The organism is Pseudoxanthomonas sp. GM95 (assembly GCF_900109775.1).
Classification (GTDB): domain Bacteria; phylum Pseudomonadota; class Gammaproteobacteria; order Xanthomonadales; family Xanthomonadaceae; genus Pseudoxanthomonas_A.
Genome location: NZ_FOAX01000002.1, coordinates 1496079 through 1521993 on the forward strand (window position 1 = coordinate 1496079; position 25915 = coordinate 1521993).

A 25915-nucleotide genomic window follows, 5' to 3' on the forward strand; every position below is an offset into this window, starting at 1 on the left:
CAGGTCTGCGAACCCACGGGGAGCCGGAACATGCGTCCGGCTCCCCGTTTTCGTATCCTGTGCCGCTCCGACGCGCCTGTTGACGCCCCGAACCGGTTTTTCCGAAGGGCATAGACACTGGCGCCCTTGTCGTTTCACGTCTTCTCGGTCCTGGTTCACATGCTCCCTCTCGTCGCCCTGGTGGGCCGCCCCAACGTGGGCAAGTCCACGCTGTTCAATGCGCTCACGCGCACCCGCGATGCGCTGGTGCACGACGAGCCCGGCGTGACCCGTGATCGCAACTACGGCGTGTGCCGCCTGGATCCGGAAAACCCCTTCATGCTCGTCGATACCGGCGGTATCGCCGGCGACGAGGAAGGCCTGTCCGGCGCCACCGCGCGCCAGTCCCGTGCAGCCGCTTCCGAAGCGGACCTGGTGCTGTTCATCGTCGACGCGCGCGAGGGCGCCTCGGCACTGGACGACGACATCCTCGGCTGGCTGCGCAAGGCGGCCCGGCCGACCGTGCTGGTGCTCAACAAGATCGATGGCGTCGATGAGGACAACGCGCGGGCCGAATTCTCGCGCTACGGCTTTTCCGATGTGCTGACGCTGTCGGCCTCGCATCGCCAGGGTCTGGATGACTTGCTGGAGCTGGTGCAGGAGCGCAAGCCCGAGCAGGGCGCCGGCGAACTGCTGGACAACGATCCCAATCGCGTCCGCATCGCCTTCGTCGGCCGCCCCAACGTCGGCAAGTCGACCCTGGTCAATCGCCTGCTGGGCGAAGAACGCATGATCGCCTCCGAAGTGCCGGGCACCACGCGTGACTCGGTCGCCGTGGACATGGAGCGCGACGGCAAGCTCTACCGCCTGGTCGATACGGCCGGCGTGCGCCGCAAGGGCCGCGTCGACGACGTGGTCGAAAAGTTCTCCATCATCAAGACGCTGCAGGCCATCGAGCAATGCCAGGTCGCGGTGCTGCTGCTGGACGCGACTGAAGGTGTGACCGACCAGGACGCCAACGTGCTGGGCGCGATCCTGGACGCAGGCCGTGCGCTGGTCGTGGCCGTCAACAAGTGGGATGGCCTGACCGAATACCAGCGCCAGCAGGCCGAAGCGCTGCTGGTGCGCAAGCTCAACTTCGTCGAGTGGGCCGAAAACGTGCGTATCTCGGCCAAGCACGGTTCGGGCATGCGCGAGCTATTCAAGGCCGTGCATCGCGCGCACGCCTCGGCGACCAAGGTATTCAGCACCAGTGAGGTCAATACCGCGCTGGAGATCGCCTACGAGACCAACCCGCCGCCGAGCATCCGCGGCCACGTCTCCAAGCTGCGCTACGTGCATCCGGGCGGCGAGAACCCGCCGACCTTCATCGTCCACGGCACGCGCCTGAAGGTACTGCCGGAGTCGTACAAGCGTTACCTGGAAAACTTCTTCCGCAAGCGCTTCAAGCTGGTCGGCACGCCGGTGCGGTTCCTGTTCCGCGAAGGCTCCAACCCATATGAAGGCAAGAAGAACGTCTTGACCGAGCGCCAGATCGCCAAGAAGAAGCGCCTGATCAAGCACGTCAAGGGACGCTGATTCCGCGTGTCCGACTTCCCGACCCGGATCGATTACGCCCAGGCGCTGGAGATCATCACGCGGGTCGGTGCGGCGCGCCGCCCGTCATCGCAGAGACTGGCGATCCAGCGCGTCGATGGCCGCGTGCTGGCGCAGGCGGTGACGGCCGAGTTCCCGCTGCCGCCGTTCGATAACAGCCGCATGGATGGCTTTGCCGTCCGCAGCGCCGACTTGTCGGCCGATGCGCCGACCACACTGACGCTGGTCGGCGAGCAGTTCGCAGGCCTGGACGTCGGCTTGGTGCTGCAGCCAGGCCAGTGCGCGCGCATCACCACCGGCGCGCCGTTGCCTGCGGGCGCCGATGCCGTGGTGATGAAGGAAAACGCTGCGCGCGACGGTGACCTGGTTACCGTGCCGGCCGGCATTCGCGCCGGTCATGACATCCGCCGCGCGGGCGAGGACGTGCAGGCCGGCACGCAGGTGCTGGACGCTGGCCAGGTGCTGACGCCGGCGCGGATCTCGCTGGCCGCTGCCTTGGGCCAGGCCGATCTCGCCATTTCTCCGAAGCCGACCGTGGCGGTGTTCTCCACCGGTGACGAGCTGGCCGAGCCGGGCATGCCGCTGCAACCGGGCCAGATCTACGACAGCAATCGCGATCTGCTGATGGGTCTGCTGCGCCAGCTCGGCCTGGAGCCGGTCGCCTGGCCGCGCCTGCCCGACGATCCGCAGCGCGTGGAAACCGCGCTGCGCGATGCCGCCGGTGCGTTTGATGTGGTGATCACCGCCGGCGGGGTCTCGGCGGGCGAAAAGGACCTGCTGCCCGGCCTGCTGCAGGCCCACGGTGAAGTGCATTTCTGGAAGGTGCGGATGAAGCCCGGCATGCCGGTGCTGTTCGGCGCGCTCGACCAGGCGCTGATGCTGGGCCTGCCGGGCAATCCCGTCTCGGTGCTGGCGACCTTCCTGGCGCTGGGCCGGCCGCTGCTGGACGCGCTGCAGGGTAGGGCGGAGCCGCGACCACGCTTTACTGCGCGCCTGGCCAGCGACTGGAACAAGCCGCATGAGCGGCTGGAATTCCTGCGCGGCCGCCTGCGCAGCAGCGAAGACGGCGTGCTGCTGGTCGAGCCGAACCCGGCCGAGGCTTCGCATCAACTGCGTGGCGCGGCCGACAGCGATGCGCTGATCGTGCTCGACGCCGGTGAACGCGCCTACGCGGCGGGTACGCCGGTCACGGTGTTGCCGTACTGAGCACGCCGTCGGCGCGATACTTGAGCGCATGAGCGTTGAACTTCTCACTCCGGCCCAGGCGCGCGCACGGCAACGTGCCGGCGCACTGTTGATCGACGTGCGCGAGGAGTACGAGCGCGCCGACGGCCAGGCCGAAGGCGCGCTGGGCATCGCCCGCGCCGCGCTGGAATCCAACCCGGCCGCGCAGCTGCCAGATCCTGCGCGTGAGGTTGTTTTGATCTGCCAGGTCGGCGGGCGCTCGCTGGCGGTGGCCCAGGCGCTGGTCGAAGCCGGCTATCGGCATGTGGCTTCGGTTGAAGGCGGCACGGCCCGCTGGATTGACGACGGCCTGCCGGTGCTCAGGCCCACGCTGGATGCGTCGCGCACCGACTATGTCGAACGCTATTCGCGCCAGCTGCGCCTGCCGCAGGTCGGCGAAGCAGGGCAGCAACGCCTGCGCGCGGCGCGCGTGCTGCTGGTCGGCGCCGGCGGGCTGGGGTCGCCGGCCGCGTATTACCTGGCCGCCGCCGGCGTCGGCACGCTGCGCATCACCGATGACGATGTGGTCGAACGCAGCAACCTGCAGCGCCAGATCCTGCACAGCGAGGCCCGCATCGGCACGCCGAAAGTGAACTCAGCCGCGCTGGCGCTGGCCGCGCTCAATCCCGGTGTCGTGGTCGAGCCCATCGCCCGGCGCGTCACGGCCGACAACGTCGACGCGCTGCTCGACGGCGTGGATGTGGTCATCGATGGCGCCGACAACTTCGCCACGCGCTATCTGCTCAACGATGCATGCGTGCGCCTGGACAAGCCGCTGGTCTACGGTGCGGTCCAACAGTTCGAAGGCCAGGTCAGCGTGTTCGATGCGGGTCGTCGTCGCGGGCAGGCACCTTGCTATCGCTGCCTGTTCCCTTCGCCGCCGCCTGCCGGCCTGGCCCAGAACTGCGCCGAGGCCGGCGTGCTCGGCGTGCTGCCCGGCGTGATCGGCCTGCTGCAGGCCACCGAGGCGATCAAGCTGCTGCTGGGCATCGGCGAGTCGCTGGCGGGACGGCTGCTGAACTTCGATGCCTTGTCGATGCGCTTCCACGAACTGCGGTTAGCGGTTGATCCCGAATGTCCCATTTGCAACGCACATCCAAAGGGGTGAGGCGAGCCGCCGCCCCCATCTGACAACTGATTCCCGACCGGATGCACAAGTTCTTCAATCGAAGAGACGCCATAGAAGGCGCGCGGCTCCTCGCGATGGTGTGCTCCATGCTTGGCGTGGTGTTTATCTCCCTGGACAGCGTCGAGGGAGACGCCGTGGGATCAGTATCTGCCGTGCTCATTGTCATGGCTGCTGCGATGTCGGCTCTCGCTTGGTTTTTGTCTAGATCGGTCAGGTCATCGCTACTTCCGCTCGCTGCGGGGAGCCTGGTTGGCCTGATTTTTCTCTGCACGCTCTGGCTACTGGTGCCGTAAGCCTGAGTGAATTGGCCTTCGGGACCACTGCTTGAGCTGCCCACAACACCAACCGTGCAATCCTGCGCGTCGGCCTGTGCGTTAATTTATATGCACCTGCCCATTGCCCGGCTGGCGGAAACTCCATGCGCACCCTGATCCTGATCCTCGCCGGCCTGCTGATCGCCACCGGCGCTGTTTTCCGTCTGCCGCCGAAGCATCGCAGCAAGGGTGCTTGGGCCTTCACCGGGGTGTGGTTGCTGGCGGTGCTGTGGAATCTGCGTACCGGGCTGGCACATGGCTATTCGTTGCAGGAAGAAGCGCCGATCCAGCTGCTGCTCTACGTGGTGCCCGTGGCGGCGGCATGGGCGCTGACACGCGTGGGGCGCCGCTGACGCGACATCTCCGAGGTTTGCAACAACGTTGATGGCGCGCCTTCGTCCGCTGGCGTGTCGATGTCTTGCACATCTGTGCGGTCAAGCCTCGTTCGCATAGCGGTTGATGTTCGCGTGATGCTGATCTGGGCGAAACACAGCGATACGCGCGATGCATTTCCGTCGCGCGATGGTCCACGATGCACAGCGCGTGGCTACACTCCCTGCCATGAGTGCCGTCTCCCAATCGAGTGAATTGATCAGCGTCGTCGCCCTGCTGGGCGCCGCGGTGGTCGCCGTCCCGTTGTTTCGCCGGCTGGGCCTGGGCTCGGTGCTCGGCTACTTGGCCGGTGGTCTGGCGATCGGCCCGTTCGGGCTGAAGTGGTTTACCGATCCGCAATCGATCCTGCACACCGCCGAGCTGGGCGTGGTGCTGTTCCTGTTTCTGATTGGGCTGGAGATGCGGCCTTCGCATCTCTGGAGCCTGCGCCGCCAGATCTTCGGCCTGGGCACGCTGCAGATCGCACTCTGTACGGCGGCGTTGACCGGCGTGGGCCTGGCTTTCGGATTGCACGGTGCGGTGGCGTTCGTCGGTGCAGCGGGCTTCGTGCTGACCTCCACCGCCATCGTCATGCAGCTGCTGGGCGAACGCGGCGACATCGCCCTGCCGCGCGGGCAGAAAATCGTGTCGGTGCTGTTGTTCGAAGACCTGCTGATCGTGCCGCTGCTGGCCTTGATCGCGTTCCTGTCGCCACTGCCGGCCGAAGGCGGTGAACATTCGCGCTGGGCATCGATCGGCGTGGGCATCGCCAGCTTGGCCGGCCTGATCGCTGCCGGCATCTGGTTGCTCAATCCGCTGTTCCGCCTGCTGGCGCGGGCCAAGGCGCGCGAGGTCATGACCGCCGCCGCGCTGCTGGTGGTGCTGGGCGCGGCGCTGGTGATGCAGCTGGGCGGGCTGTCGATGGCGATGGGCGCGTTCCTGGCCGGCGTGCTGCTGTCCGAGTCCACCTTCCGCCACCAGATCGAAGCGGACATCGAGCCGTTCCGCGGCATCCTGCTGGGCCTGTTCTTCCTCAGCGTGGGTATGTCGCTGGACCTGGCCGTGGTCGCCAACAACTGGAAGCTGGTGTTCGCCATGGTCATCGCGATGATGATCACCAAGGCGCTGTGCATCTACGCCATCGCACGCCTGACCCGCAGCTCACATGGCGAAGCGCTGGACCGCGCCGTGCTGATGGCGCAGGGCGGCGAGTTCGCCTTCGTGCTCTATGCCGCTGCGGCGACTGCGGGCCTGATCGATGCGACGGTCAGCGCCAACATGACCGCCATCGTGGTGCTGTCGATGGCGCTGACGCCGCTGGTGGTGATCGGCGCGCGGCGCGTCATGCCCAAGACCAGCGCCTCGATGGAAGGCGTCGAGGAAGTCCACGACCAGAGCGGCAGCGTGTTGATCATCGGCTTCGGCCGCTTCGGCCAGGTCATGAGCCAGTCGCTGCTGGCGCGCGATATCGATGTGACCATCATCGACAACGACATCGACATGATCCAGAGCGCCGGCGAATTCGGCTTCAAGATCTTCTTCGGCGACGGCACCCGGCTGGACGTGCTGCATGCCTCCGGCGCGGCCACGGCGCGGGCGATCGCGATCTGCACGGACAATCGCGCGGTGACCAGCCAGATCGTCGAGCTGGTGCAGAGCGAATTCCCGCAGGCCAAGGTGCTGGCGCGCTCGTTCGACCGCGAGCATTCGCTGTCTTTGGTCAAGGCGGGCGTGGATTACCAGATCCGCGAGACCTTCGAATCGGCGGTGCTGTTCGGCCAGGCCGCGCTGGTCGAGCTGGGCGTGGACGAAGACGAAGCCGCACGCAGTGCCGATGAAGTACGGCGCCTGGACGGCGAGCGCTTCGACTTGGAAGTGGCTGCGGGCGACATACGGGCGGGCCGCCCACTAATCATCGGCAACACCCCGCCAGCCACGCCGACGCCGTTCACCGTGCCGCGCCGCGAGAGCCAGGTGCTCAATCCTTCCAGCCCGATCAACCTGGAAGAAGCGCCGGCCGAAACCCGCGGCGCCTGAGCCTGCGGCCGGCAACGTGCGGCGGGTCACGCCAGGTCATGACCGTGCGGCATGAGGTCATGGCGCGCCGTAGCGATCCGATCTGCGGCGCCTAACCAGTCCTTTACGCACGGCGCGCGCGGGCAGGGTGAACTCGCTCCTCCCCTGGAGAGAGGAAACGTTCCTATGCAGATCACCCTGATCGGCGCCGGCTTCTGCGGCAGCACGCTGGCCGTCGAACTGCTGCGCCAAGGTGGCCCGGACACGCGCGTCACCCTGGTCGGGCAGCCCGAGACCTTTGGCCGCGGCGTTGCCTACGGCGCGGCGCGACCGGAACATGTGCTCAACGTGCGTGCCAAAGACCTGGGTGCCGATGCGCAGGCACCGACCGGGTTCGCCGATACGCTGGCACTGGGGGAACGCGGGCGCATGGCGTTCCTGCCGCGCCTGGCGTATGGCGAATACCTGCAGTCGCATCTGCAGCAGGCCACCGAAAGCGCCAGCGGCTTTGCCCGGATCGAGGAGGAGGCCATCGGCGTGGATCGCGTGCCGGGCGGCTTCCGCGTGCTGCTGGCCAACGGCGAGGATTTCTTCAGCGACGTGGTGGTGCTGACCGTCGGCGCGCTGCCGCCGCAGCGCCTGGCGGGCGTTGGTCCGCGCCTGGCGGTGGATCCGCGCTACATCGGCTGGCCGTGGCAGGACGGGGCGATCGACAGGATTCCGCCCGGCGCGCGACTGCTGATCGTCGGCGCCGGCCTGACCATGGCCGATGTCGCGGTCACGCTGCGCCAGCGCGATCACCGTGGTCCGATCACTGCGCTGTCGCGGCACGGCTTCCTGCCGCAAGCGCATCTGGAGGTGCCGGGCGCACCGCTGGAACTGCCACCCGGCGTGCTGCAGGCGCTGCGCGATCACGACTTGCGCACCCTGGTGCGCACGCTGCGCCAGCTCTCCACCGTTGTCGATGACTGGCGCCGCGTGGTCGATGCGCTGCGCCCGCACCTGCAGCCGTTCTGGCGCGGGTTGGATCAGGCGGCACGCGCGCGCTTCCTGCGCCATCTGCGTTCGCACTGGGAGGCGATGCGGCACCGCGTCGCGCCGGCAGTGTCCAAACAGGTCCAGGCGATGCAGGCCTCGGGCCAGCTGCGCGTGCTTTCGGGGCGCCTGCTGCGTGCGCGTTTGGGCGTGCACGACGTGGAGGCGTTGATCCGCCCGCGCGGCGGCGAAAGCACCTGGCTCGGCCACTTCGACGTGGTGATCCGCGCCACCGGGCTGGATACCGACATCGAGCGCACCAGCCATCCGCTGGTGGCGACGCTGCGCGATTCGGGCCTGCTCGGCGCAGACCCGCTGGGCTTGGGCGTGGATGCCGATCACCACCTGCAGCTGCGCGATCCCTTCGGCACGCCGGTCACCGGCCTGTACTGCCTGGGGCCGCTGCTGCGCGGTCAGCTCTGGGAGATCACCGCGGTGCCCGAACTGCGTACCGCCGCGCGCACGCTGGCCGCACGCCTGCTGTCGCAGCAGGCGCGGGCAGGGCGTGGGCATGCAACCGACGACGCGGCGCTGCGCGAGGCCGGCTGATCGCTCAAAACGTCGGCGTGGGTCGGTCGATGAAGGTCGCCATCGTCGGCCAGTAACTCGACGCGGCCGAGAGACTGATGTGGTCGTCCTGCGCGAAGTCGACCACCTCGCGCCGCGCGGCGGGCAGGCTCGCCACCAAGGCAGCGGTGGCCGCCGCCGGCACCACCGTATCGCGGCCGGCGCGCAGTACCAGCGTCAGGCCGCGGTGGCTTGCAAGATTTCTGGCCGAATCGAAGCGCTCACGCATGAGCCAGCGTGCCGGCAGCCACGGGTAATGTAGCTGGCCGACGTGCACCAGCGAATCGAACGGCGTCACCAGCACCAGGTGCGGCACGGCGCGCTGGCCGGCGACATACGCGGCCACGCCACTGCCGAGGCTGCGGCCGATTACATCCACGACCGCGTCAGGCTGTTGCTGGCGCACGTGGTCGTAGAGAGCCAAGGCATCACCGAACAGCGCGTCTTGCGAGGGCGTGCCGCCACTGGCGCCATAGCCGCGATAGGCCAGCAGGTAGATCGTGTGCCGCGGGAACGCGCGCGCCAGTGCATCGGCTGAATCCTGCACCCGCTCGGCATTGCCGCCGAAGTAGAGCAGGGCGCGCGATTGGCCCGGATTGAGCACGCGTCCGCGCAAAGTCACGCCCTCGCTCACCAGCTGCAGGTCGTCGCTGCGCGGTGTCACCGTGGTGAACTGCGGGTAGAAGATCAGGCTGCGCTGTTTGAAAAACACCAGCGCGCACAGCGCGCCATAGCCCAGCACGATCAGCGCGAAGGTCACCAACAGCAACCGCATCGGCGGGTGGCTCAGCCGTGCAGCTTCTGCGCGGCGGCAAAGGCGGCCAGCTGTTCGGGCGTGGCCTCGGCCTGGTGCTTGGCCTTCCATTCGGCGAAGGGCATGCCGTAAACCGTTTCGCGCGCCTGGTCCTTGGTCATCGGTGTGCCGGCGGCTTCGGCTGCTTCGCGGTACCAGTCCGACAGGCAGTTGCGGCAAAAGCCAGCCAGGATCATCAGGTCGATGTTCTGCACGTCGCGTCGCTCGACATTGAGGTGCTGTAGCAGGCGGCGGAAGGCGGCGGCTTCGAACGGCGTGGTGTCGGTCATCGTGGCAATCAGGGACAATACGGAGCCACGAACTCTACACCGCGCCTCGATGACCGCTTCCGCCCCCGCCCGCATCCTTGATGGCCGCCGCATCGCCGAGGATCTCCTGGACCAGCTCAAGCAGCGGGTCGATGCGCGCGTGGACGCCGGCAAGGCGCGCCCGGGACTGGCGGTGGTGCTGGTCGGCGGTGACCCCGCCAGCACCGTGTACGTGCGCAACAAGCGTCGCGCGGCCGAGAAGGTGGGCATCGAGGCGTTCGACTACGACATGCCGGCCGGCACCACCGAGGCCCAGCTGCTGGACCTGATCGACCAGCTCAACGCCGATCCCAAGGTCCACGGCATCCTGGTCCAGCTGCCGCTGCCGGGGATCCCGGACGCGCGCCGGCTGATCCACCGGATCGATCCGCGCAAGGACGTGGACGGTTTCCACCCGGAAAACGTCGGCCACCTGGCCCTGCGCGAATTCGGCCTGCGCCCGTGCACGCCGCGCGGCATCGTGACCCTGCTGGGTCATACCGACCAGCCGGTGCGTGGCCGCAACGCCACGATTGTCGGCGTGTCCAACCATGTCGGCCGGCCGATGGCGCTGGAACTGCTGATCGCCGGTTGTACGGTGACCAGCTGCCACAAGTTCACCCCGGCCGACGTGCTGGAAGCGCGCGTGCGCGACGCCGACATCCTGGTGGTGGCCGTCGGCCGCCCGCACCTGATTCCCGGCGAATGGGTCAAACCTGGCGCGGTGGTGATCGACGTGGGCATCAACCGCCTGGAAGACGGCCGCCTGACCGGCGACGTGGGCTTCGAAGCTGCCGCCGAGCGGGCCAGTTGGATCACCCCGGTCCCCGGCGGCGTGGGCCCGATGACCGTGGCCACCCTGATGCAGAACACGCTGGAAGCGGCCGACGCCAGCGACGCCGGCTGAACAGGGGCCCGCCTGGCGGGCCGAAGCGGTCACCTTCGGCCGCATCCAACGCTGCATTCCAGTTCCGTGCTGAGGAAAAGCCCGCCGCAGTGCGGTAGAATGTCGCGCTTCCTCAGAACCGGTTAGGTGGCCGATGCTCCGCATCCTGGCTGAAGCACTGACGTACGACGACGTTTCCCTCGTCCCCGCCCACTCGATCGTCCTGCCCAAGGACGTCAGCCTGGAAACCCGGCTGACCCGCGACCTGCGCCTGAAACTGCCGATCCTCTCGGCCGCCATGGATACCGTCACCGAGCACCGCCTGGCCGTGACCATGGCCCAGCTCGGCGGCATCGGCATCATCCACAAGAACCTGACCGTGGCCGAACAGGCCGCCGAAGTCGCCCGGGTCAAGAAGTTCGAATCCGGCGTAATCACCGAGCCGTTCACCGTGGGCCCGGACACCACGATCGCCGAAGTCCTCAAGCTCACCCGCGCCCGCAACATCTCCGGCGTGCCGGTGGTGGATGGCGGCCAGCTGGTCGGCATCGTCACCAGTCGCGACATGCGTTTCGAGAAGAAGCTCGACGATCCGGTCAGCCACATCATGACCAAGAAGGATCGCCTGGTGACCGTGCGCGAAGGCGCCAGCGACGAGGAAGTGCTGGAGCTGCTGCACAAGCACCGCATTGAAAAGATCCTGGTGGTCAACGACAGCTTCCACCTGCGCGGCCTGATTACGGTCAAGGACATCCAGAAGAAGTCCGACAGCCCCAACGCCGCCAAGGACGCCACCAGCCGCCTGCTGGCCGGTGCCGCGGTCGGCGTCGGTGGCGACACCGAGCAGCGCGTCGAAGCGCTGGCTGCCGCCGGTGTGGACGTGATCATCGTCGACACCGCCCATGGCCATTCGCAGGGCGTGCTGGACCGGGTCAATTGGGTCAAAAAGACCTATCCGCAGATCCAGGTGATCGGCGGCAACATCGTCACCGGCGACGCCGCACTGGCGCTGATGGATGCCGGTGCCGATGCGGTCAAGGTTGGCGTGGGCCCGGGCTCGATCTGCACCACGCGCGTAGTCGCTGGCGTGGGCGTACCGCAGATCACCGCCGTCAACATGGTGGCCGAGGCGCTGCAGGACCGCATCCCGCTGATCGCCGACGGTGGCATCCGCTATTCGGGCGATATCGGCAAGGCACTGGCCGCCGGTGCGTCCACGGTGATGATCGGCGGCCTGCTGGCCGGCACCGAGGAAGCCCCGGGCGAGGTCGAGCTGTTCCAGGGCCGCAGCTACAAGAGCTACCGCGGCATGGGTTCGCTGGCGGCGATGGAGAAGGGCTCCAAGGACCGCTACTTCCAGGACGCCTCCGACGCCGACAAGCTGGTCCCGGAAGGCATCGAAGGCCGCGTGCCGTATCGCGGTTCGGTCGGCGGCATCATCCACCAGCTGGTTGGCGGCTTGCGCGCCACGATGGGCTACGTGGGCTGCGCCACGGTCGAGGACATGCGCAACAAGCCGCAGTTCGTGAAGATCACCGGCGCCGGCCAGCGCGAGAGCCACGTCCACGACGTGCAGATCACCAAGGAACCGCCGAACTATCGGGCGGGGTAAGCCGGCACGCTTGCGAGGCCTGCCTCGCGCGTTGCGAACACCCGGCCAAGGACGGCCGGGCCGGACGTTCCAAAGCACGGAATGTCTCGCCAGGATGGCGGCCAAGATGGAATCGAAATGGCGCGCGTGCATCTTCAAGGTGGCGCGCGTTGTCTTATCCGAAAGCTCACAGGCGCCTGAAGTCCGATGACCAACATCCATAACGACAAGATCCTGATCCTCGACTTCGGCGCGCAGTACACGCAGCTGATCGCCCGACGCATCCGCGAGATTGGCGTCTATTGCGAAATCTGGGCGTGGGACCACGACCCGAGCGAGATCGCGGCCTTCGGCGCCAAGGGCATCATTCTGTCCGGTGGCCCGGAATCGACCACGCTGCCGGGCGCGCCTGCCGCGCCGCAGGAAGTGTTCGACAGCGGCCTGCCGGTGTTCGGCATCTGCTACGGCATGCAGACTCTGGCCGCGCAGCTCGGTGGCGCAACCGAAGCGGCCGACCAGCGCGAGTTCGGCCATGCCGAAGTCGACGTGATCGCCCCCGATGCGCTGTTCGCCGGTCTGTCCGACCACGGCGGCGCACCGAAGTTGAATGTGTGGATGAGCCACGGCGATCACGTCTCCAAGGCGCCGCCCGGCTTCACCATCACCGCGACGACCGACCGCATTCCCGTGGCTGCGATGGCCAATGAGGAAAAGCGTTGGTACGGCGTGCAGTTCCATCCGGAAGTCACTCATACCCTGCAGGGTCAGACCCTGCTGCGCCGCTTCGTGGTCGATGTGTGCGGCTGCCAGACGCTGTGGACCGCCGCCAACATCATCGACGACCAGATCGCGCGCGTGCGCGAGCAGGTGGGCGATGACGAAGTGATCCTCGGCCTGTCCGGCGGCGTCGATTCGTCGGTGGTTGCGGCGCTGCTGCACAAGGCGATCGGCGACAAGCTGACCTGCGTCTTCGTCGATACCGGCCTGCTGCGCTGGCAGGAAGGCGACCAGGTGATGGCGATGTTCGCCGAGCACATGGGCGTCAAGGTGATCCGTGTGAATGCGGCCGATCGCTACTTCGCCAAGCTGGAAGGCGTCAGCGATCCGGAAGCCAAGCGCAAGATCATCGGTAACCTGTTCGTGGACATCTTCGATGAGGAGTCCAACAAACTGTCCAATGCCAAGTGGCTGGCGCAGGGCACGATCTATCCCGACGTGATCGAGTCGGCCGGCAGCAAGACCGGCAAGGCGCACGTCATCAAGAGCCACCACAATGTCGGTGGCCTGCCCGAGCACATGAAGCTCGGCCTGGTGGAGCCGCTGCGCGAGCTGTTCAAGGACGAAGTGCGTCGCCTCGGCGTCGAACTCGGCCTGCCGCGCAGCATGGTCTACCGCCATCCGTTCCCAGGCCCGGGCCTGGGCGTGCGCATCCTGGGCGAAGTGAAGCGTGAGTACGCCGAACTGCTGGCCAAGGCCGATGCGATCTTCATCGACGAGCTGCGCAAGGCCGATCTGTACGACAAGACCAGCCAGGCCTTCGCGGTGTTCCTGCCGGTCAAATCGGTCGGCGTGGTCGGCGACGCGCGTGCGTACGAGTGGGTGATCGCGCTGCGCGCGGTGGAGACCATCGACTTCATGACCGCGCACTGGGCGCACCTGCCGTACGACTTCCTCGGCACGGTGAGCAACCGCATCATCAATGAACTCCGCGGCGTCTCGCGCGTGGTCTACGACATCAGCGGCAAGCCACCGGCCACGATCGAGTGGGAGTGAATTTGGCTCTTTTCAGGACGATTCGAGGCTGTTGAGAAAGCGAGGCAACGAATTGATTTTGAAGAAAATTCGTTGCCTTTTTTATCGGCAGCTATTCGCGCCAAGCAAAATCTTTTGACGTTAAATTTGGCGGTGTGTTTTTTCGTTCTGGCTGTGATCCAAGAATTTACTATTGAGACCGAGCCGGTCTTTGACGGTAAACCACTCATAGGAAAAGCTTTTTATTAGGGCTTTTCTGGCATCTGCAGGTCTTCTGAGCCCTGACGGTAAGAAATACCGTCATCACCAGGAGAAAGCCGCGCATGCTGACTGACACCGCTCTACGCAAGATCAAGCCCAAGTCCAAGAGCTACAAGGCCTTTGACCGGGACGGAATGTACGTGACGGTCTCGCCGCAGGGCACCGTCACCTTCCGGTACGACTACCGCCTCCACGGGCGCCGCGAGACCGTCACCATCGGAAGATATGGGGCCGACGGTATTTCGCTGTTGGAGGCGCGCGAAAAACTGATGGAAGCCCGAAAGACCGTCGCCCAGGGACGATCACCGGCGCTGGAAAAGCAGCGCGAAAAACGCCGTCTGTGCGTCACATTGACCTTCGGGCAGCTGACCGAAAACTGGCTGTCCAAGGCCAGGATGGCCGACAGCACCAAGGCCATGCGAAAGCACGTCATCGATCGGGACATCCTGCCGGTCTTCAAGAACCGTCTACTCCATGAGGTCACCTCGGATGACCTGCGCGCGCTGTGCATGCAGGTCAAGGACCGCGGGGCGCCAGCCACGGCTGTGCACATCCGGGACATCGTCAAACAGATCTTCATCTTCGCCAGGCTGCATGGCGAGAAGGTGGACAACCCCGCAGACGATGTGGCCTCGTCATCGATCGCCACCTTCGTGCCCAAGGACCGCGCGCTGTCCCCTGAGGAGATCCGGCTGATGGTAATTAAGCTGGATGAGGTGCCGACCTACGCAACGATCCGGCTTGCGCTACGCCTGATCCTGCTGACGCTGGTGCGCAAGAGCGAGCTGACCCAGGCGACATGGGCAGAGGTCGATTTCCAGGCCGCGACCTGGACGGTCCCCAAGGAGCGTATGAAGGGACGCAATGCGCATGTGATCTATCTCTCGCGCCAGGCGATGGACATCCTGGTGACCCTGCACACCTACGCGGCAGGCTCAAAATACTTGCTTCCTTCCCGCTACAACGCCGACAGCTGCATTTCCTCTGCAACCTTGAACCGGATCACCTTGCTGGTCACGGAGCGTGCCAAGGCCGAAAAGCTGCCCCTGGAGTCATTCACCGTGCATGACCTGCGCAGGACAGGCTCGACCCTGTTGAATGAGGCTGGGTTCAATCGGGACTGGATCGAGAAATGCCTGGCGCACGAGGATGGGCGCTCTTCCAGGTCGGTCTACAACAAGGCCGAGTACGCCGAGCAACGGCGACACATGCTGCAAGAGTGGGCTGACATGATCGATGCCTGGGTCAGTGGGAAACTGCACGTGCCGAAGCTGATGCCGGAGAACGTCGTCGTGCCGAAGTTGAGCGCGACAGCCTGAAAGCGTTGATGGGTTGTCACTTGACAACCTGGCCAGTTCCCCGGCACGCTCGCGCATTGCGGCGTGGCCCGGATAGCTGCACCACGCGTCCAAAGTAGCGAAAGGCTGGCGGCGATGCCAAGGAGTAGCGCGATGGAATACACCTTCACCTTGAAGTACCAACTTGGCGACGACGACCGCGACCCGGACATGCTGGTTGAGCGATTGGGCGAAGCCGGCTGCGACGATGCCCTGGTCGGCATCGGTCAGCCTGGGCGGCTGGCGCTGGAGTTCACCCGCGAGGCGGCCGACGCAGAGGCCGCCGTGCGTAGTGCGTTGACGGCCGTACGCAGTGCCATACCGTCGGCCAAGCTGATCGAAGTGGCACCTGATCTGGTCGGGCTGACCGACGTGGCCGACATCGTGGGTGTGTCCCGGCAGAACATGCGCAAGCTCATGCTTGCACATCCGGGTAGCTTTCCCGCGCCGGTGCATGAGGGCAGTGCCTCGATTTGGCATCTGGCCGACGTGTTGACGTGGTTGCGGGCCAGGAGCGGCTATTTGCTGGCAGAAGAGGTGCTGGATGTGGCGCGGGTAGCGCTGCAGGTGAACGTGGCGAAAGAAGGTAAGCGTTTGCCTCGCTCTGCTTCCAAGAGCTTCCACGCCTTGGTTGGATGAGGCGCGCTGCCGGCATCGCAGCTACAGAGAAGTCAGTTGCAGATGCTGGACGTGCAGGCCTGATCGGCGTTGTTTGGAGACCTGGTCTGGGGCGTCATCCCCGGCCAGGTCTCTTGCCATGGGCCTTGGGCATCAGTCTTTTAGTCGAGTTGCATGCACGGGACGTGCTTTACGCAGATTGACGTCGGGCATATGGGGTTTGGCGCGCGGTAGCTGCTTGCGTGCTTCGACCCAGGCCTGGACTTCTTCCAGGTCCCACACCACGCAGCGCGAGGTGAGGTTGAAGCGTTGCGGAAACTCGCCGCGGCGCTCCAGGTGGTAGACCGTGCTTTGTGCCAAGGGAACGATCTGGTGCAACTCGTGACGCCGGATCGTGCGCCGGAACGGCAGCGAAGCGTTCTGCGGGAACTGTGGCATCTCGTGATACTGGCTTGAACCGGGCAGCGGCAAGGTCCCGGGGACCTGCGCTGTGCACTTGTGCTGAATGGTGGTCGCCATCGTGCTTCCATGAGTGTGGATCGTGGCTAGATGCTGGCTATTGCCAGGCGTTGCATCAACCTGCACGAGCTAAGTCCAGCAAGTCCAAGAGGGTTGTCCGAACGGCCGGTTCTGCATCGTCGCGCCGTTGGTAGCAGGACAAGTCTCCAGATAGATGTATTGGTCTGGGCGATCACTTACAGGACGAGCACATGGGCCTGGCCACGCCACCCTGATAGCAATTGCGATCGTGCAGAGCCCCGGCAAAGCCGGGAGTTGCCGTGTCTGTAAGGAACCCAAGCCATGAATCTGTCCTCGCGTCCACGCGCAGCTTCTGCCGTGGCTCCGTCTCGTTCCACGATCGGCGTGCTCCAGGCCGGGCGCGCCATTGCGGCGCTTGCTGTCGTATTCAGCCACACGCTTCCGGCCACACAGACCTTCGTCGAGCAGGTGCCTGAGCCTATTCAGGCGATCGTCTCGAAGGGTTATCTGGGCGTGGATTTTTTCTTTGTGCTGTCCGGCTTCATCATCTTCTACATCAACCGGCACTTCATCGGGAAACAAGGCTGGCTCGGAACATACGTGGAAAGCCGGGTCACTCGGATCTACCTGCCTTACCTGCCCATCGCCGTTGCCCTGGGACTTTTCTACGTCCTGGCACCTGGCATGGGCAACGCCGGTGTGCCCTGGTCTTGGTGGGCTACGCTGACCCTGGTTCCAAATGGCCCGCACTCCACGCTCGGCGTAGCCTGGAGCCTGTCCTTCGAACTGTGCTTCTACGCTTTGGCGCTTTTGTTCCTGCGCTCTGGCAGGCCATTGCTGTGCGCAGCGCTCTGGGCATTGCTGATCGTGGTCAGGCAGCTGACAGAGCCGGCCTTTGAGATGCCGTTTGATCTGTCTCCCGAGTCGATCCTGCTCAATCCGATCAACCTGGAGTTCGTGTTCGGGATGTTCGCCGCCCAGCTGGCGCTGAGCGGTCGGGGCCACAACGCCCTGCTGCTGACGGCTGCTGCCATATGCCTGGCTGGTTCGGCCGCCCTGGGGTTTGAACGGGTCTACTCACCGGTATTCGGTCTGGCATTGGCCTTTGCGCTAGTGCCGATGATCCGTGCCGAGTGGCGCGGCCACCTGAAGGTGGGGGCGATCTTGATGCTGCTGGGGAACGCGTCTTATGCGATCTATCTGGTGCACTTCCCACTCCTGTCGGTGACCTCCCGCATCGTTGGAGAGAGCGGACCCTTTGCCACCTATTACGTAAGCATGCTCGTCGGCGTAGGGCTCTCGATTGTCGTGGGCGTTGCCTATCATTTGCTCTATGAGTTGCCGACCTTGCGATGGGCGCGCAACAGGATCGCCCGAGCGTTCTGCACGCACCATGCTTGGGTGCGTCGCACATCTGGACGGGTCAGTTCTGCGGAGCGGCAAACGGTCAGTCCCTAAGAGATTCGACGGAAGCGCCGGCATGGACCACGACGCTGCCTGACTAAAGCATGCTGACTGCGCCCGGCATTCAATAGGAGCGCGGTTTCAACTGGAAGCGGAGCGCCAAGGCGGACATTCCGGAGTGGGATCCAAGCGGCTCGTATCGGCCTGCAGGGAAAACCCCAGGCTTGTCTGGCCTTGGGGGCCGGTTCAAGCAGTGATAGGGGACCTCTCGGCCTCCGCAACGCGGACGACACCACTCACCGGCTGCCGGGGTTTTTCTGCACGCGGCGCTCCCGGCTGATCCGTCCTGGTCGCTTTATCTGCACCGGCGGCCAGGCGAGTGCATTGTGGTCCGGGCTTCTTGAAGTTTGATGACAGCCCCGCGCACTTGTCCGCGAGATTTTCGGCCATGGCACCCACTGCGCCTGCTTGCCGGAAAGTTTTGCTTGATGCAATGTCGCAGCTTGGGCGCTGGATGCGCTTCGCCAGGGGATGGCTGCGATGTGGGTCAAATGGATTGCACCTGGCGTCATGTGCATGGGGCTGTCGTTGCTGATTGCGTTGCTTGTGTTGCCGATGGCACGCGCAGGGACGGTGAGTGAGAATCGCAAGGACTCGACCTATACCGTGACCGGACGGAATGGTCGCGAGATTCTCGCGTCCATGGAACGCTGGAGTCGACAGGCACGCGAGCAAATCGGCGACAAGAGTGCCAGCGAAGAAACACTCGCCGGCCTTACCCGTGCGCAGATGCAGATGTCTTACCAGGCTCATAGAACAAGCGAATCCTGCGCCGTCACCAGTGCGACCGTTCGCGTGGGAATCAGTGTCTACACACCCGCGTGGGAAGCTCCTCCTGATGCATCGCTTGATACCCGCAAGTTCTGGGCGGATTTGCATCGGCGTGTTCAGACGCACGAAGAACAACACGTCACGATCTACCGACGCTATGCCAAAAGCGTGGCCGACGCCACAGAGCGGGTCAAGGCAAAAACTTGCAAACAGGTGGAGCGGGGCGTTCAGAGGCTAGAGAAACAACTAGCCGCGCAGATGGAAAAGGCACACGCAGACTTGGACCAGGCTGACGGACATATCCGGATCAACTGGAAACAGGCCGAAGCCGCGCGCAGCGCGAGGCCCAAGTCTTCGCGTCTCACTGTCCTGTATGCATGGGGACTCGGATCTGTCGCTTACGCTGGTCTTGCCTTATTGCTATGGACTTGGCTTGGATCGACGTTGGCTCGTGCGCGCCGCTCGGTCAGAGGATTTGATCTCCAGGACGAAGCCTTGGTGGTTGTCAGCGTCATGTTGATGGCGTTGTTGCCCCCAGTTGCCCTGATCCTCGCCGGGCCGAGTGCCCTTACGCGACCTGCGTTGCTTGGTTTCCTTGTTGTCTGGATCGCCTCGATCGCTCCTTCGATAGTCAGTGCGAGCCGGATCCTGTCCCATAGGCCGAGGCACAACCCCTAAACCCAGTACGGCGTTGCTGTTCCCCGCTGGGGCGGCTGCGGTTGTTGCTATGCTTTCACACACTGGCTCCAAGCCGGGTTGGGGAGCAAGGGGTTATGAGGTTTGGGGTATGTCCTACGATCTGACGATGCCGGAGTCCTCTGACGCCACCGCCGGCGGCTCGCGCAGGCTGGAGCACGCTGTGCTGTCGGCTGGAGAACTGGCTTTGTTTTCGGCGTTCGGCCGCGAGCGGACGTTCGGGCCGGGCGAGCTCGTGTTCGAACGAGGCCAGGTGCAGACCCAGATGTACGTGTGCCTGGAAGGCGAGGTCGACCTGGATTTCGGCGGCGACCTGATCGTCAAGCGCATCGGGCCAGGTGAGTTCTTCGGTGAACTGGGACTGCTGATTGGCGGTCATGCCCGCAGCGCCGACGCCAGGGCGGCGAAGGCCTGCAAGCTGATTGAGTTGGCCCACGAAGACTTTGAGCGCCTGGTCAGCCATGATCCGGTGGTCACCGCGCACTTCCTGCGCGGTGCCATCGTGCGCGTGGTCCACAGCGAGCGATCGCTGATCCACCAACTGCGTCGTCGCAACCATGAAATGGAACTGGCGCTGGAGAGCCTGGACGCGACCTCGCGCCTGCTCGACCAGTCCGAAGCGCTGGCCGGTACGGACGAATTGACCGGCCTGCACAACCGTCGCGGTCTGACCTCGTATCTGCGGGCGTGCCAGAACAATGGCGAGCGCCCAGGACTGGGGCTGCTCCTGATCGACTGCGACAAGTTCAAGCGGGTCAACGACCGCTTCGGCCATGTCGTGGGCGATCACGTGCTGCAGAACGTGGCCAAGGCGATACGCACGCAGACGCGCGAGGCCGACTTTGCCTGCAGGCTTGGTGGTGACGAGTTCTGTGTCCTGGTTCAGGCCGACAGCGCCGAGAAGCTGTTCGGGTTTGCCCAGGCGCTTTTGGAGGCGGTGAGGGTTGATTTGGCCCAGGCTGGCGAGGTCCCGCACATCTGCCCGGTCAGCATCGGAATCAGCCTGATTGAGGCCGATTCGGGCTGGAGCGACTGGTACGTGCGCGCTGACCATGCGCTCTATGAAGCCAAGCGTCTGGGCGGCGATCGTCTGTACGGCGGTGCCGTGTTCCCGTCCGCTTCGGCCTGAATGGCTGGCGGATACCTTCAGTCATGAGTGATGCGAACCCGCGGCAGCTCGAACCTCCACGACTGCGTGCGTTGCTCCTGACCGACCTGTCCGGCTACACCGCCTTGGTGGAGCGGCTTGGCGATGAGGCTGCCGCAGAGGTGCTGCGTGAGCATGATCGTCTGGTGCTGGGTCTGCAGCGGCGCTGGAACGGGCAGCTGATTGATCGGTCCGACGGCCTGTTGCTGCTATTCGAGCGGCCCTTGGACGGGTTGGGGTTCGCCCTGGATTTCACCCGTGGTCTGCAGGAGCTGTCCCAGGCGCGTGGCATCGACCTCAAGGCCCGCGTTGGCTTGCACGTGGGCGAGGTGCTGACCTGGCGCAATGAACAGGACGCGGTCAGCGTCGGGGCCAAGCCTCTGGAAGTTGAAGGGTTGGCCAAGCCGGTCGCAGCGCGTCTGATGGCGTTGGCGCTTCCTGGTCAGATCCTGCTGTCGGCGGTGGCCGAATCGTTGACCCGACGCGCCTCGCGCGGGCTGGGAAAGCAGTTGCGCTGGAGGTCCCACGGTCTTTGGTACTTCAAGGGCGTGGCCGAGGCCCAGGAGGTCTTTGAGGTCGGCGAGCCCGATCTGATGCCCTCGCGCAGGCCGCAGGGCAATGCCAAGGCCCGCAGGCTTTTGCCGTTCTGGCGTCGGCCGGCGTGGTTGGCGGCAGCCGGGGTATTGGTACTGCTGGTCGTGCTGACCGCCAGGCTGATGACGCGGCCGGCCCTTGCCTTTGCCGAGCGCGATTGGGTGGTGGTGGCCGACCTGCAGAACCGGACCGGCGATGCACTGTTGGATGACTCGTTGGCGCAGGCCTTCCTGATCGGTCTGCAGCAGTCCCGCTACGTCAACGTGGTGTCCTCCTTGCGGGTCCACGAGGTCGTGCAGCGGATGAAGCTCGATGCGGCCAGCCAGATCGACCGCAAGCTGGCCGGCGAGATCGCCGTGCGCCAGGGAGCGCAGGTGGTGTTGGCGCCGAGCGTGTCGGAGATCGGCGACCGTGTACAGATTGCAGTCGATGTAGTCGATCCGGCCAGTGGCGAGACCTTGCTGACGGTTTCCAAAGATGGCGTTGGGATCGGATCGGTTCTGGGAACAGTCGGCCAGGTCGTCGCGGAGCTGCGCGATGGCCTGGGCGAAACGCTGGAGTCGATCAATCGCGACTCCAAGCCGCTGCCACAGGTCACCACCGCCAGCCTGGAGGCGCTCAAGGCCTATGCGCTGGGGCAAAAAGCCAGGGCGCTACGCCAGTGCGGACCCGCCTTGGCGTACTACCAGCAGGCTGTGGAGTTCGATCCGACCTTCGCCCTGGCGCACGTTGGCATGGCGTTCTGCTACGAGATCATGGTCGACACGCCCCATGCGCAGGCCGAATTGGATGCGGCCATGCAGTACCTGGACCACCTGCCCAAGCGTGAGCAGTTGTACGTGCAGGTCTGGAAGAGCCGGCTCGATGGCGACTCACATGCGGCCACCGAGCGCCTGGGTGTCATGGTCAACCTGTATCCGGACGACTTTGAGGCGGTGAGCCAGTACGTATGGCTCAGTCTGGCGCAAGCGGACTATGCGGCCGCCGAACAGGTCGCGCAGCGCTCCTTGACCGAGCGCAACCCGGAGCGGGGCGACATCCTCTACTACCTTGGCCGTGCGCAGTTGGCACTCGGTAAGCCCGAAGCTGCACTCAAGTCCTTTCAGGAGTCCGAACGCCTGCGGGGCAGTGGTGCGGGTAGCCAGAGCGTGCTCGCAACTGCCGCCCGTGGCGACGATTTGCGCGCCGTGGAGGAGCTGACCAAGGCTGCAGCCGGTCGCAAGATGACCAGCTCCGAGGCAGTTGCCATGATCGACCTGGCGGTACAGCGCGGTTGCGCGCAGTGTGCGCAGGACATCATCCAGGAGCGGCTGGTTGATTACACGCAGGATCCGGACAGCTTCATGCCACGGCTCTACCGCTTCATGGCGCTATCGGTGCGTGAGTCGATCGGCGGTCAGCCCAATGCCGCGGACCTGCTGAAGTACATCGACCAGACCCGTCGTGAAGTGACCGATGGCTTGTCCGGCGATCGCGAGGACAACGTCTACTTGCTCCTTGCTGCCTATTACCTGCTGCAACGATCGCACCCGCAGCAGGCTACTGATGCACTGCAGGCTCAAATTGTTGGCCTGTCCACGCACTCGCGCAGTATGACCGTGTCGGCGCTGGCCAACCTTGTCAAGGCAAAGCAGAAGTTGATCGAGCAGCGACCCGATGAAGCCCTGGCGCTGCTTGATCGGTGGGGCAACCAGCCGAGCTTGCTCCAGGCCGAGGTGGTGCGCCGCGCCGCTTATCTGGCGGCAGGGCGTTCTGACGATGCACTGGCAGTCGAGCGCAAACTTGCTGCAGACCTGCCCCTGGCCTATGCCGAGGTGGCAGGCTCCTTTGCGCTACAGCCGCTCAACGTGGCCGATGTCATGGAGATGCGCCGGGAGCACCCGGAGCGCTGAGGCTCGCTCAGTACTGGGCCAGTGCTGCCTGGACGGTGCCGGATTCGAAGACCACCGTTCCCTGCATGTGGATCGGTGCTGCGAAGTAGCGCAGGAACTGCTCGCGTGCCGCTGCAAGCTCTTCCTTTGATGCCAGCACATCCACGCACCCGCACGGCGGCGGCGTTCCACCACAGTCGACGCCCAGGGCGAGCAGGGCAGCAGCGGGATCGGTTGCAAACTGCTCACGGAACCCGTCATCGCTGGAGAGCAGGTCCAACAGTTCGATTGCTTGTTCTTGCGTCAGTTTGGGCGTATCAGCAGTCATGGGTTCGCGGTCGATTGGTGGCGGGATAGGGCGGTCTCGCCCCATGCCAATGCTGGCACGGGGCGTGTGTCAGTCAATACGGTCTTGAGCTGGAGGGGGCGATGCCGGAGCCCGCCAAAGCGAGCCGGTCGGATCGAACTCCGTCGTGGTCATCAGGCCAGAGCGCCAGCCGAACCCGCAGACCGCGAGCGGGCTGTCCGAGAGCGGCTGCAGATCCAAACTCTGCTCGATGTCGACCTCGTTGATCGCCGCCGTCACGAACGCGCCCAGTCCTGCCTGGGTGGCTGCCAGGTATAGCAACTGCGAGAGATGCCCTGCATCGAGCACTGCGACCCGATAGGCCTTGGCATGGCGCCGGTACTTCCAGAAGCTCCTAGGGAAGTTCGCCACCAGCATGACCAGGACATGTGCCTGCGCGAACCAGTGTTGTTGCGATACGGCGCGCATCGCGAATTCATCTAAGCCCTCAGGTGGTGCGGGCAGGGGCTGCAGCGCGTGTCCAAGCGGTGCGTAGCGGTATAGCCCCGGCTCGATCCCGTCCACGTTGCGTACCAGCAAATAGGCGTCGATCGGGTGTAGCCCGCCCCCGGAAGGTGCGTTGCGCTTGAGCAGGGTCGGCCCGTTGGTGACCTGGACATGGCCATGCGCTGCGAAGGTTCTCTGCAACATCTGTCCGAAGAGAAGCGCGGGTAGAGCTTTGTCTGTATCGAAATTGCGGCATGTGGTGCGTTGCGCGAGCAGCAGGTCGAAACTGTCCGGCGGGGGCTTGGGCAGGAACACCAGCGCTGCATCAACATGCGGGGCTGGAGAGGGCGCAGGCCCGTACCGGCCCGCCATGGCAACCATGTCCAGAGTCTGGGACTGCGCGGCAGCGTGGGCGCTGTCTACGCCGTGCCAGCGGCTCATGCGATGCATCACCGCCGCAAGCGGCCACCACCACTGCTCTGGCCCAAGGTCCGCGTGGTCCTGCGTCATGGGCTTGGAATAGGTCACCAGGGCGCTGGCAAGAAGTTCTTGCAGGGCCTGCTCCAATGCCTGCATCTGAATTAGCGGAGGCTCGCTTCCTGTGGTCAGCGCCGTCAGCAATGCCCATTGCGCAGGTGTCAGCACAATCGGCGTTTCCAAGTGTGGCGCCAGCGCCCGCCACTGGCCCTTGAGGCTCAGGCCGGTTCCGCCAGCCAACAGCTCCGCGATATCGACACTGGCCTCCTCATGCCATTGAAGGAGCAGGCCTTGGCAGCACCGTAGATCCGACAAGCTGAGCTGTGTGGTCATGGATTTATGGCCGTGCCGTTGGCAGGGAGCGTGGCCGGGGATTCTAGTGGGGCTTGGACGGTGGCCAGTAACTGGTCCGTGCCATACGGCACATTGCTGGTGTCTCTGAGGCCATGGTTGAATCCGGCGAAAGAGGCAGCGGCGGTGCATCCATGAGCAGGGAAGGGCGGCGATCGCGACGTTGGCCGGGCACATTGATGCGTTGCGCGCTTGCCTTGTGCCTGTCGCAGTCAGCTGCTGCGTCGCCAAAGTCAGTGGAGACCTCAGCGGCGGTCGTGGTTGAGTACAGCGAAGCGGTCGATCTCTTCAATTTCCTGGACAACCTGGCTGACTGGTTGCCTGGCTACACCTCACCCGTCTACAAGACGTTCTGGGAGCAACAGTTCGGGCTGGGCCAGGATGACCTGAAGGCGCTGGCTGGATATGCCGCATTCCGGGTCCGCACCACGCGCCTGGCGGATAGCGATCCTGCCAAGCTGGACGATCGGATCTTCGCCGTGTCTTTTGATCCCTCCGCCGATCCACTCAGCGGGTACTTTGCGACCTCATCGACCTTCGATGGCGCATTGGAGCGCGCACTCCAGAATCAGTCGCCGGGTGACCAGGCTCTCCTGCGCGACTACTACGCGCGATTCCTCCCTCGCGCCCAGGCACTGGTAAAAGTCAGGGCCCGCTTCGTGTCGCAGACTTCTGCAGTGAAGAGCGAGCTTGCTGATCCAAAGACGGGTGAGCTTGTGCAGGGGATGCGCGGCTTCTTTGGCGTCACGCCACCACCGGCCTTTAGGGCGAACTTTGTATGGTGGCCGGATCCGGAGAGTACCCAGGCCAAAGTGCGCGGTAGCCACATCCTTCTTTTTTCGCCAGGAGACGGCGCATCGGGCGCAGCGGCGATGGACTGGACGCCGATCGTCATGCATGAGCTCGCCCATTATTTTTCTTCCAGACAGAGCCAGGAGAAAAAACAGGATTTGGCGAGGCGGTTTCTGGCCTGGTGTCCGCAGGCCGGTGGCCTGCGAAATCCGCTGAATGCTGTGGAAGAGCCGCTGGCCATCTATTGGGGGCAGTACCTCTTCGAAAAAGTGGTGAGGGGCCAGGAGCTGGATCCAGCCTCTGCCTGGTACGTCCAGCCTGCTGCGGATAGAGGGCCAAAGCACATCGCGCTGCGCTTTCCAGCAGACAAACAAGCGCCCCAACTGGGTGATGAGATCCTGAGGGCGGCGGCTGAAGCGTGCGATAAGCGCTGAGTGGGTCGCTTGTACATCGGGGCACTTTGTTCGCTGTAAGTGCGAAGCTCACAGGCCTTCAATGAATGCTCAAACATGCAGGGCAACGGTGCCAGCCTGATCGCGAGTGCGGTGCTCCGTGGCGTCACTTTTTGCCCCATCTCGACGCCAGGCTTTGGTGGGCGCCAATGTTTTACGTTGGCATGAAACGTGTTTAACGATCCATTCGCTTGGCGTGCAACGCGCCAAGGCATCCAACGGATCGGGGAAGTTTGTGCGGCATATCGG

22 protein-coding genes are annotated in these 25915 nt (G+C 64.8%); 17 read left to right on the forward strand and 5 right to left on the reverse strand.

Annotated features, from left to right (window positions below; translation table 11 throughout):
• Positions 1-159 precede the first annotated feature (159 nt).
• From der to BMZ17_RS14570, 7 genes are all read left to right on the forward strand, one after another.
• Positions 160-1557, forward strand: coding sequence for a ribosome biogenesis GTPase Der (gene der / locus BMZ17_RS14540; RefSeq protein WP_093139320.1), 1398 nt, complete (start codon positions 160-162; stop codon positions 1555-1557).
• 6 nt (positions 1558-1563) lie between these two features.
• Complete coding sequence (gene glp / locus BMZ17_RS14545; protein WP_093139323.1) at positions 1564-2781, forward strand: molybdopterin molybdotransferase MoeA; 1218 nt, start codon at positions 1564-1566, stop codon at positions 2779-2781.
• A 28-nt stretch (positions 2782-2809) separates the two neighbouring features.
• Positions 2810-3907: a molybdopterin-synthase adenylyltransferase MoeB gene (gene moeB / locus BMZ17_RS14550; RefSeq protein WP_093139325.1), complete on the forward strand. Its 1098-nt coding sequence runs from the start codon at positions 2810-2812 to the stop codon at positions 3905-3907.
• Between the two features lie 41 nt (positions 3908-3948).
• Positions 3949-4221 carry a hypothetical protein gene (locus BMZ17_RS14555; protein WP_093139327.1) on the forward strand — a complete coding sequence of 91 codons (273 nt, stop codon included), beginning with the start codon at positions 3949-3951 and terminating at the stop codon, positions 4219-4221.
• Positions 4222-4346: 125 nt separating this feature from the next.
• Entirely contained in the window at positions 4347-4595 is a 249-nt protein-coding gene (locus tag BMZ17_RS14560; RefSeq protein ID WP_093139329.1) for a hypothetical protein, read from the forward strand.
• Between the two features lie 208 nt (positions 4596-4803).
• On the forward strand, positions 4804-6651 hold the full coding sequence (locus BMZ17_RS14565) for a monovalent cation:proton antiporter-2 (CPA2) family protein (protein WP_093139332.1): 1848 nt from the start codon (positions 4804-4806) through the stop codon (positions 6649-6651).
• A 165-nt stretch (positions 6652-6816) separates the two neighbouring features.
• A complete protein-coding gene (locus tag BMZ17_RS14570; protein ID WP_093139334.1) occupies positions 6817-8214 on the forward strand; it encodes an FAD/NAD(P)-binding protein in 1398 nt (465 codons plus the stop codon).
• Between the two features lie 4 nt (positions 8215-8218).
• On the opposite strand, the gene BMZ17_RS14575 is transcribed toward BMZ17_RS14570, so the two are convergent.
• The gene (locus BMZ17_RS14575) at positions 8219-9007 is read right to left on the reverse strand and encodes an alpha/beta hydrolase (protein WP_175485597.1); all 789 of its coding nucleotides are present in this window, start codon (positions 9005-9007) and stop codon (positions 8219-8221) included.
• Positions 9008-9018: 11 nt separating this feature from the next.
• Positions 9019-9315: a DUF1244 domain-containing protein gene (locus BMZ17_RS14580; protein ID WP_093139891.1), complete on the reverse strand. Its 297-nt coding sequence runs from the start codon at positions 9313-9315 to the stop codon at positions 9019-9021.
• 49 nt (positions 9316-9364) lie between these two features.
• Between BMZ17_RS14580 and folD the strand changes: the two genes are divergently transcribed.
• From folD to BMZ17_RS14605, 5 genes are all read left to right on the forward strand, one after another.
• On the forward strand, positions 9365-10240 hold the full coding sequence (folD, locus tag BMZ17_RS14585) for a bifunctional methylenetetrahydrofolate dehydrogenase/methenyltetrahydrofolate cyclohydrolase FolD (protein WP_093139337.1): 876 nt from the start codon (positions 9365-9367) through the stop codon (positions 10238-10240).
• Positions 10241-10373: 133 nt separating this feature from the next.
• A complete protein-coding gene (guaB, locus tag BMZ17_RS14590; protein ID WP_093139339.1) occupies positions 10374-11831 on the forward strand; it encodes an IMP dehydrogenase in 1458 nt (485 codons plus the stop codon).
• Positions 11832-12017: 186 nt separating this feature from the next.
• Positions 12018-13583, forward strand: coding sequence for a glutamine-hydrolyzing GMP synthase (guaA, locus tag BMZ17_RS14595; RefSeq protein WP_093139342.1), 1566 nt, complete (start codon positions 12018-12020; stop codon positions 13581-13583).
• Positions 13584-13885: 302 nt separating this feature from the next.
• On the forward strand, positions 13886-15142 hold the full coding sequence (locus BMZ17_RS14600; RefSeq protein WP_093139345.1) for a tyrosine-type recombinase/integrase: 1257 nt from the start codon (positions 13886-13888) through the stop codon (positions 15140-15142).
• Between the two features lie 132 nt (positions 15143-15274).
• A complete protein-coding gene (locus tag BMZ17_RS14605; protein ID WP_093139348.1) occupies positions 15275-15799 on the forward strand; it encodes a helix-turn-helix transcriptional regulator in 525 nt (174 codons plus the stop codon).
• Positions 15800-15931: 132 nt separating this feature from the next.
• Here the strand turns inward: BMZ17_RS14605 and BMZ17_RS14610 are convergent, their stop codons facing one another.
• Entirely contained in the window at positions 15932-16297 is a 366-nt protein-coding gene (locus BMZ17_RS14610) for a helix-turn-helix transcriptional regulator (protein WP_093139350.1), read from the reverse strand.
• Positions 16298-16579: 282 nt separating this feature from the next.
• On the opposite strand from BMZ17_RS14610, the gene BMZ17_RS14615 reads away from it, so the two are divergent.
• From BMZ17_RS14615 to BMZ17_RS14630, 4 genes are all read left to right on the forward strand, one after another.
• Complete coding sequence (locus tag BMZ17_RS14615; protein ID WP_093139353.1) at positions 16580-17716, forward strand: acyltransferase family protein; 1137 nt, start codon at positions 16580-16582, stop codon at positions 17714-17716.
• Between the two features lie 486 nt (positions 17717-18202).
• Positions 18203-19171 carry a DUF922 domain-containing protein gene (locus BMZ17_RS14620; protein WP_175485598.1) on the forward strand — a complete coding sequence of 323 codons (969 nt, stop codon included), beginning with the start codon at positions 18203-18205 and terminating at the stop codon, positions 19169-19171.
• A 109-nt stretch (positions 19172-19280) separates the two neighbouring features.
• Positions 19281-20318, forward strand: a complete 1038-nt coding sequence (locus BMZ17_RS14625) for a GGDEF domain-containing protein (RefSeq protein WP_254775309.1) — start codon at positions 19281-19283, stop codon at positions 20316-20318.
• A gap of 23 nt (positions 20319-20341) precedes the next feature.
• On the forward strand, positions 20342-22822 hold the full coding sequence (locus tag BMZ17_RS14630) for a putative peptide modification system cyclase (RefSeq protein ID WP_093139359.1): 2481 nt from the start codon (positions 20342-20344) through the stop codon (positions 22820-22822).
• Positions 22823-22829: 7 nt separating this feature from the next.
• On the opposite strand, the gene BMZ17_RS14635 is transcribed toward BMZ17_RS14630, so the two are convergent.
• On the reverse strand, positions 22830-23129 hold the full coding sequence (locus BMZ17_RS14635) for an NHLP-related RiPP peptide (protein ID WP_093139362.1): 300 nt from the start codon (positions 23127-23129) through the stop codon (positions 22830-22832).
• A 69-nt stretch (positions 23130-23198) separates the two neighbouring features.
• On the reverse strand, positions 23199-24404 hold the full coding sequence (locus tag BMZ17_RS14640; RefSeq protein WP_175485599.1) for a putative peptide maturation dehydrogenase: 1206 nt from the start codon (positions 24402-24404) through the stop codon (positions 23199-23201).
• A gap of 113 nt (positions 24405-24517) precedes the next feature.
• Here BMZ17_RS14640 and BMZ17_RS14645 point away from each other — a divergent pair, with 113 nt between their 5' ends.
• Complete coding sequence (locus BMZ17_RS14645) at positions 24518-25648, forward strand: hypothetical protein (RefSeq protein WP_254775310.1); 1131 nt, start codon at positions 24518-24520, stop codon at positions 25646-25648.
• Positions 25649-25915: the final 267 nt, after the last annotated feature.

Coding starts and splice junctions, on each gene's coding strand:
- der (WP_093139320.1), top strand. CDS start 160: ATGCTCCCTCTCGTCGCCCTGGTGGGCCGCCCCAACGTGGGCAAGTCC.
- moeB (WP_093139325.1), top strand. CDS start 2,810: ATGAGCGTTGAACTTCTCACTCCGGCCCAGGCGCGCGCACGGCAACGT.
- BMZ17_RS14555 (WP_093139327.1), top strand. CDS start 3,949: ATGCACAAGTTCTTCAATCGAAGAGACGCCATAGAAGGCGCGCGGCTC.
- BMZ17_RS14560 (WP_093139329.1), top strand. CDS start 4,347: ATGCGCACCCTGATCCTGATCCTCGCCGGCCTGCTGATCGCCACCGGC.
- BMZ17_RS14565 (WP_093139332.1), top strand. CDS start 4,804: ATGAGTGCCGTCTCCCAATCGAGTGAATTGATCAGCGTCGTCGCCCTG.
- BMZ17_RS14570 (WP_093139334.1), top strand. CDS start 6,817: ATGCAGATCACCCTGATCGGCGCCGGCTTCTGCGGCAGCACGCTGGCC.
- BMZ17_RS14575 (WP_175485597.1), bottom strand. CDS start 9,007: ATGCGGTTGCTGTTGGTGACCTTCGCGCTGATCGTGCTGGGCTATGGC.
- BMZ17_RS14580 (WP_093139891.1), bottom strand. CDS start 9,315: ATGACCGACACCACGCCGTTCGAAGCCGCCGCCTTCCGCCGCCTGCTA.
- folD (WP_093139337.1), top strand. CDS start 9,365: ATGACCGCTTCCGCCCCCGCCCGCATCCTTGATGGCCGCCGCATCGCC.
- guaB (WP_093139339.1), top strand. CDS start 10,374: ATGCTCCGCATCCTGGCTGAAGCACTGACGTACGACGACGTTTCCCTC.
- guaA (WP_093139342.1), top strand. CDS start 12,018: ATGACCAACATCCATAACGACAAGATCCTGATCCTCGACTTCGGCGCG.
- BMZ17_RS14600 (WP_093139345.1), top strand. CDS start 13,886: ATGCTGACTGACACCGCTCTACGCAAGATCAAGCCCAAGTCCAAGAGC.
- BMZ17_RS14605 (WP_093139348.1), top strand. CDS start 15,275: ATGGAATACACCTTCACCTTGAAGTACCAACTTGGCGACGACGACCGC.
- BMZ17_RS14610 (WP_093139350.1), bottom strand. CDS start 16,297: ATGGCGACCACCATTCAGCACAAGTGCACAGCGCAGGTCCCCGGGACC.
- BMZ17_RS14615 (WP_093139353.1), top strand. CDS start 16,580: ATGAATCTGTCCTCGCGTCCACGCGCAGCTTCTGCCGTGGCTCCGTCT.
- BMZ17_RS14620 (WP_175485598.1), top strand. CDS start 18,203: ATGTGGGTCAAATGGATTGCACCTGGCGTCATGTGCATGGGGCTGTCG.
- BMZ17_RS14625 (WP_254775309.1), top strand. CDS start 19,281: ATGTCCTACGATCTGACGATGCCGGAGTCCTCTGACGCCACCGCCGGC.
- BMZ17_RS14630 (WP_093139359.1), top strand. CDS start 20,342: ATGAGTGATGCGAACCCGCGGCAGCTCGAACCTCCACGACTGCGTGCG.
- BMZ17_RS14635 (WP_093139362.1), bottom strand. CDS start 23,129: ATGACTGCTGATACGCCCAAACTGACGCAAGAACAAGCAATCGAACTG.
- BMZ17_RS14640 (WP_175485599.1), bottom strand. CDS start 24,404: ATGACCACACAGCTCAGCTTGTCGGATCTACGGTGCTGCCAAGGCCTG.
- BMZ17_RS14645 (WP_254775310.1), top strand. CDS start 24,518: ATGGTTGAATCCGGCGAAAGAGGCAGCGGCGGTGCATCCATGAGCAGG.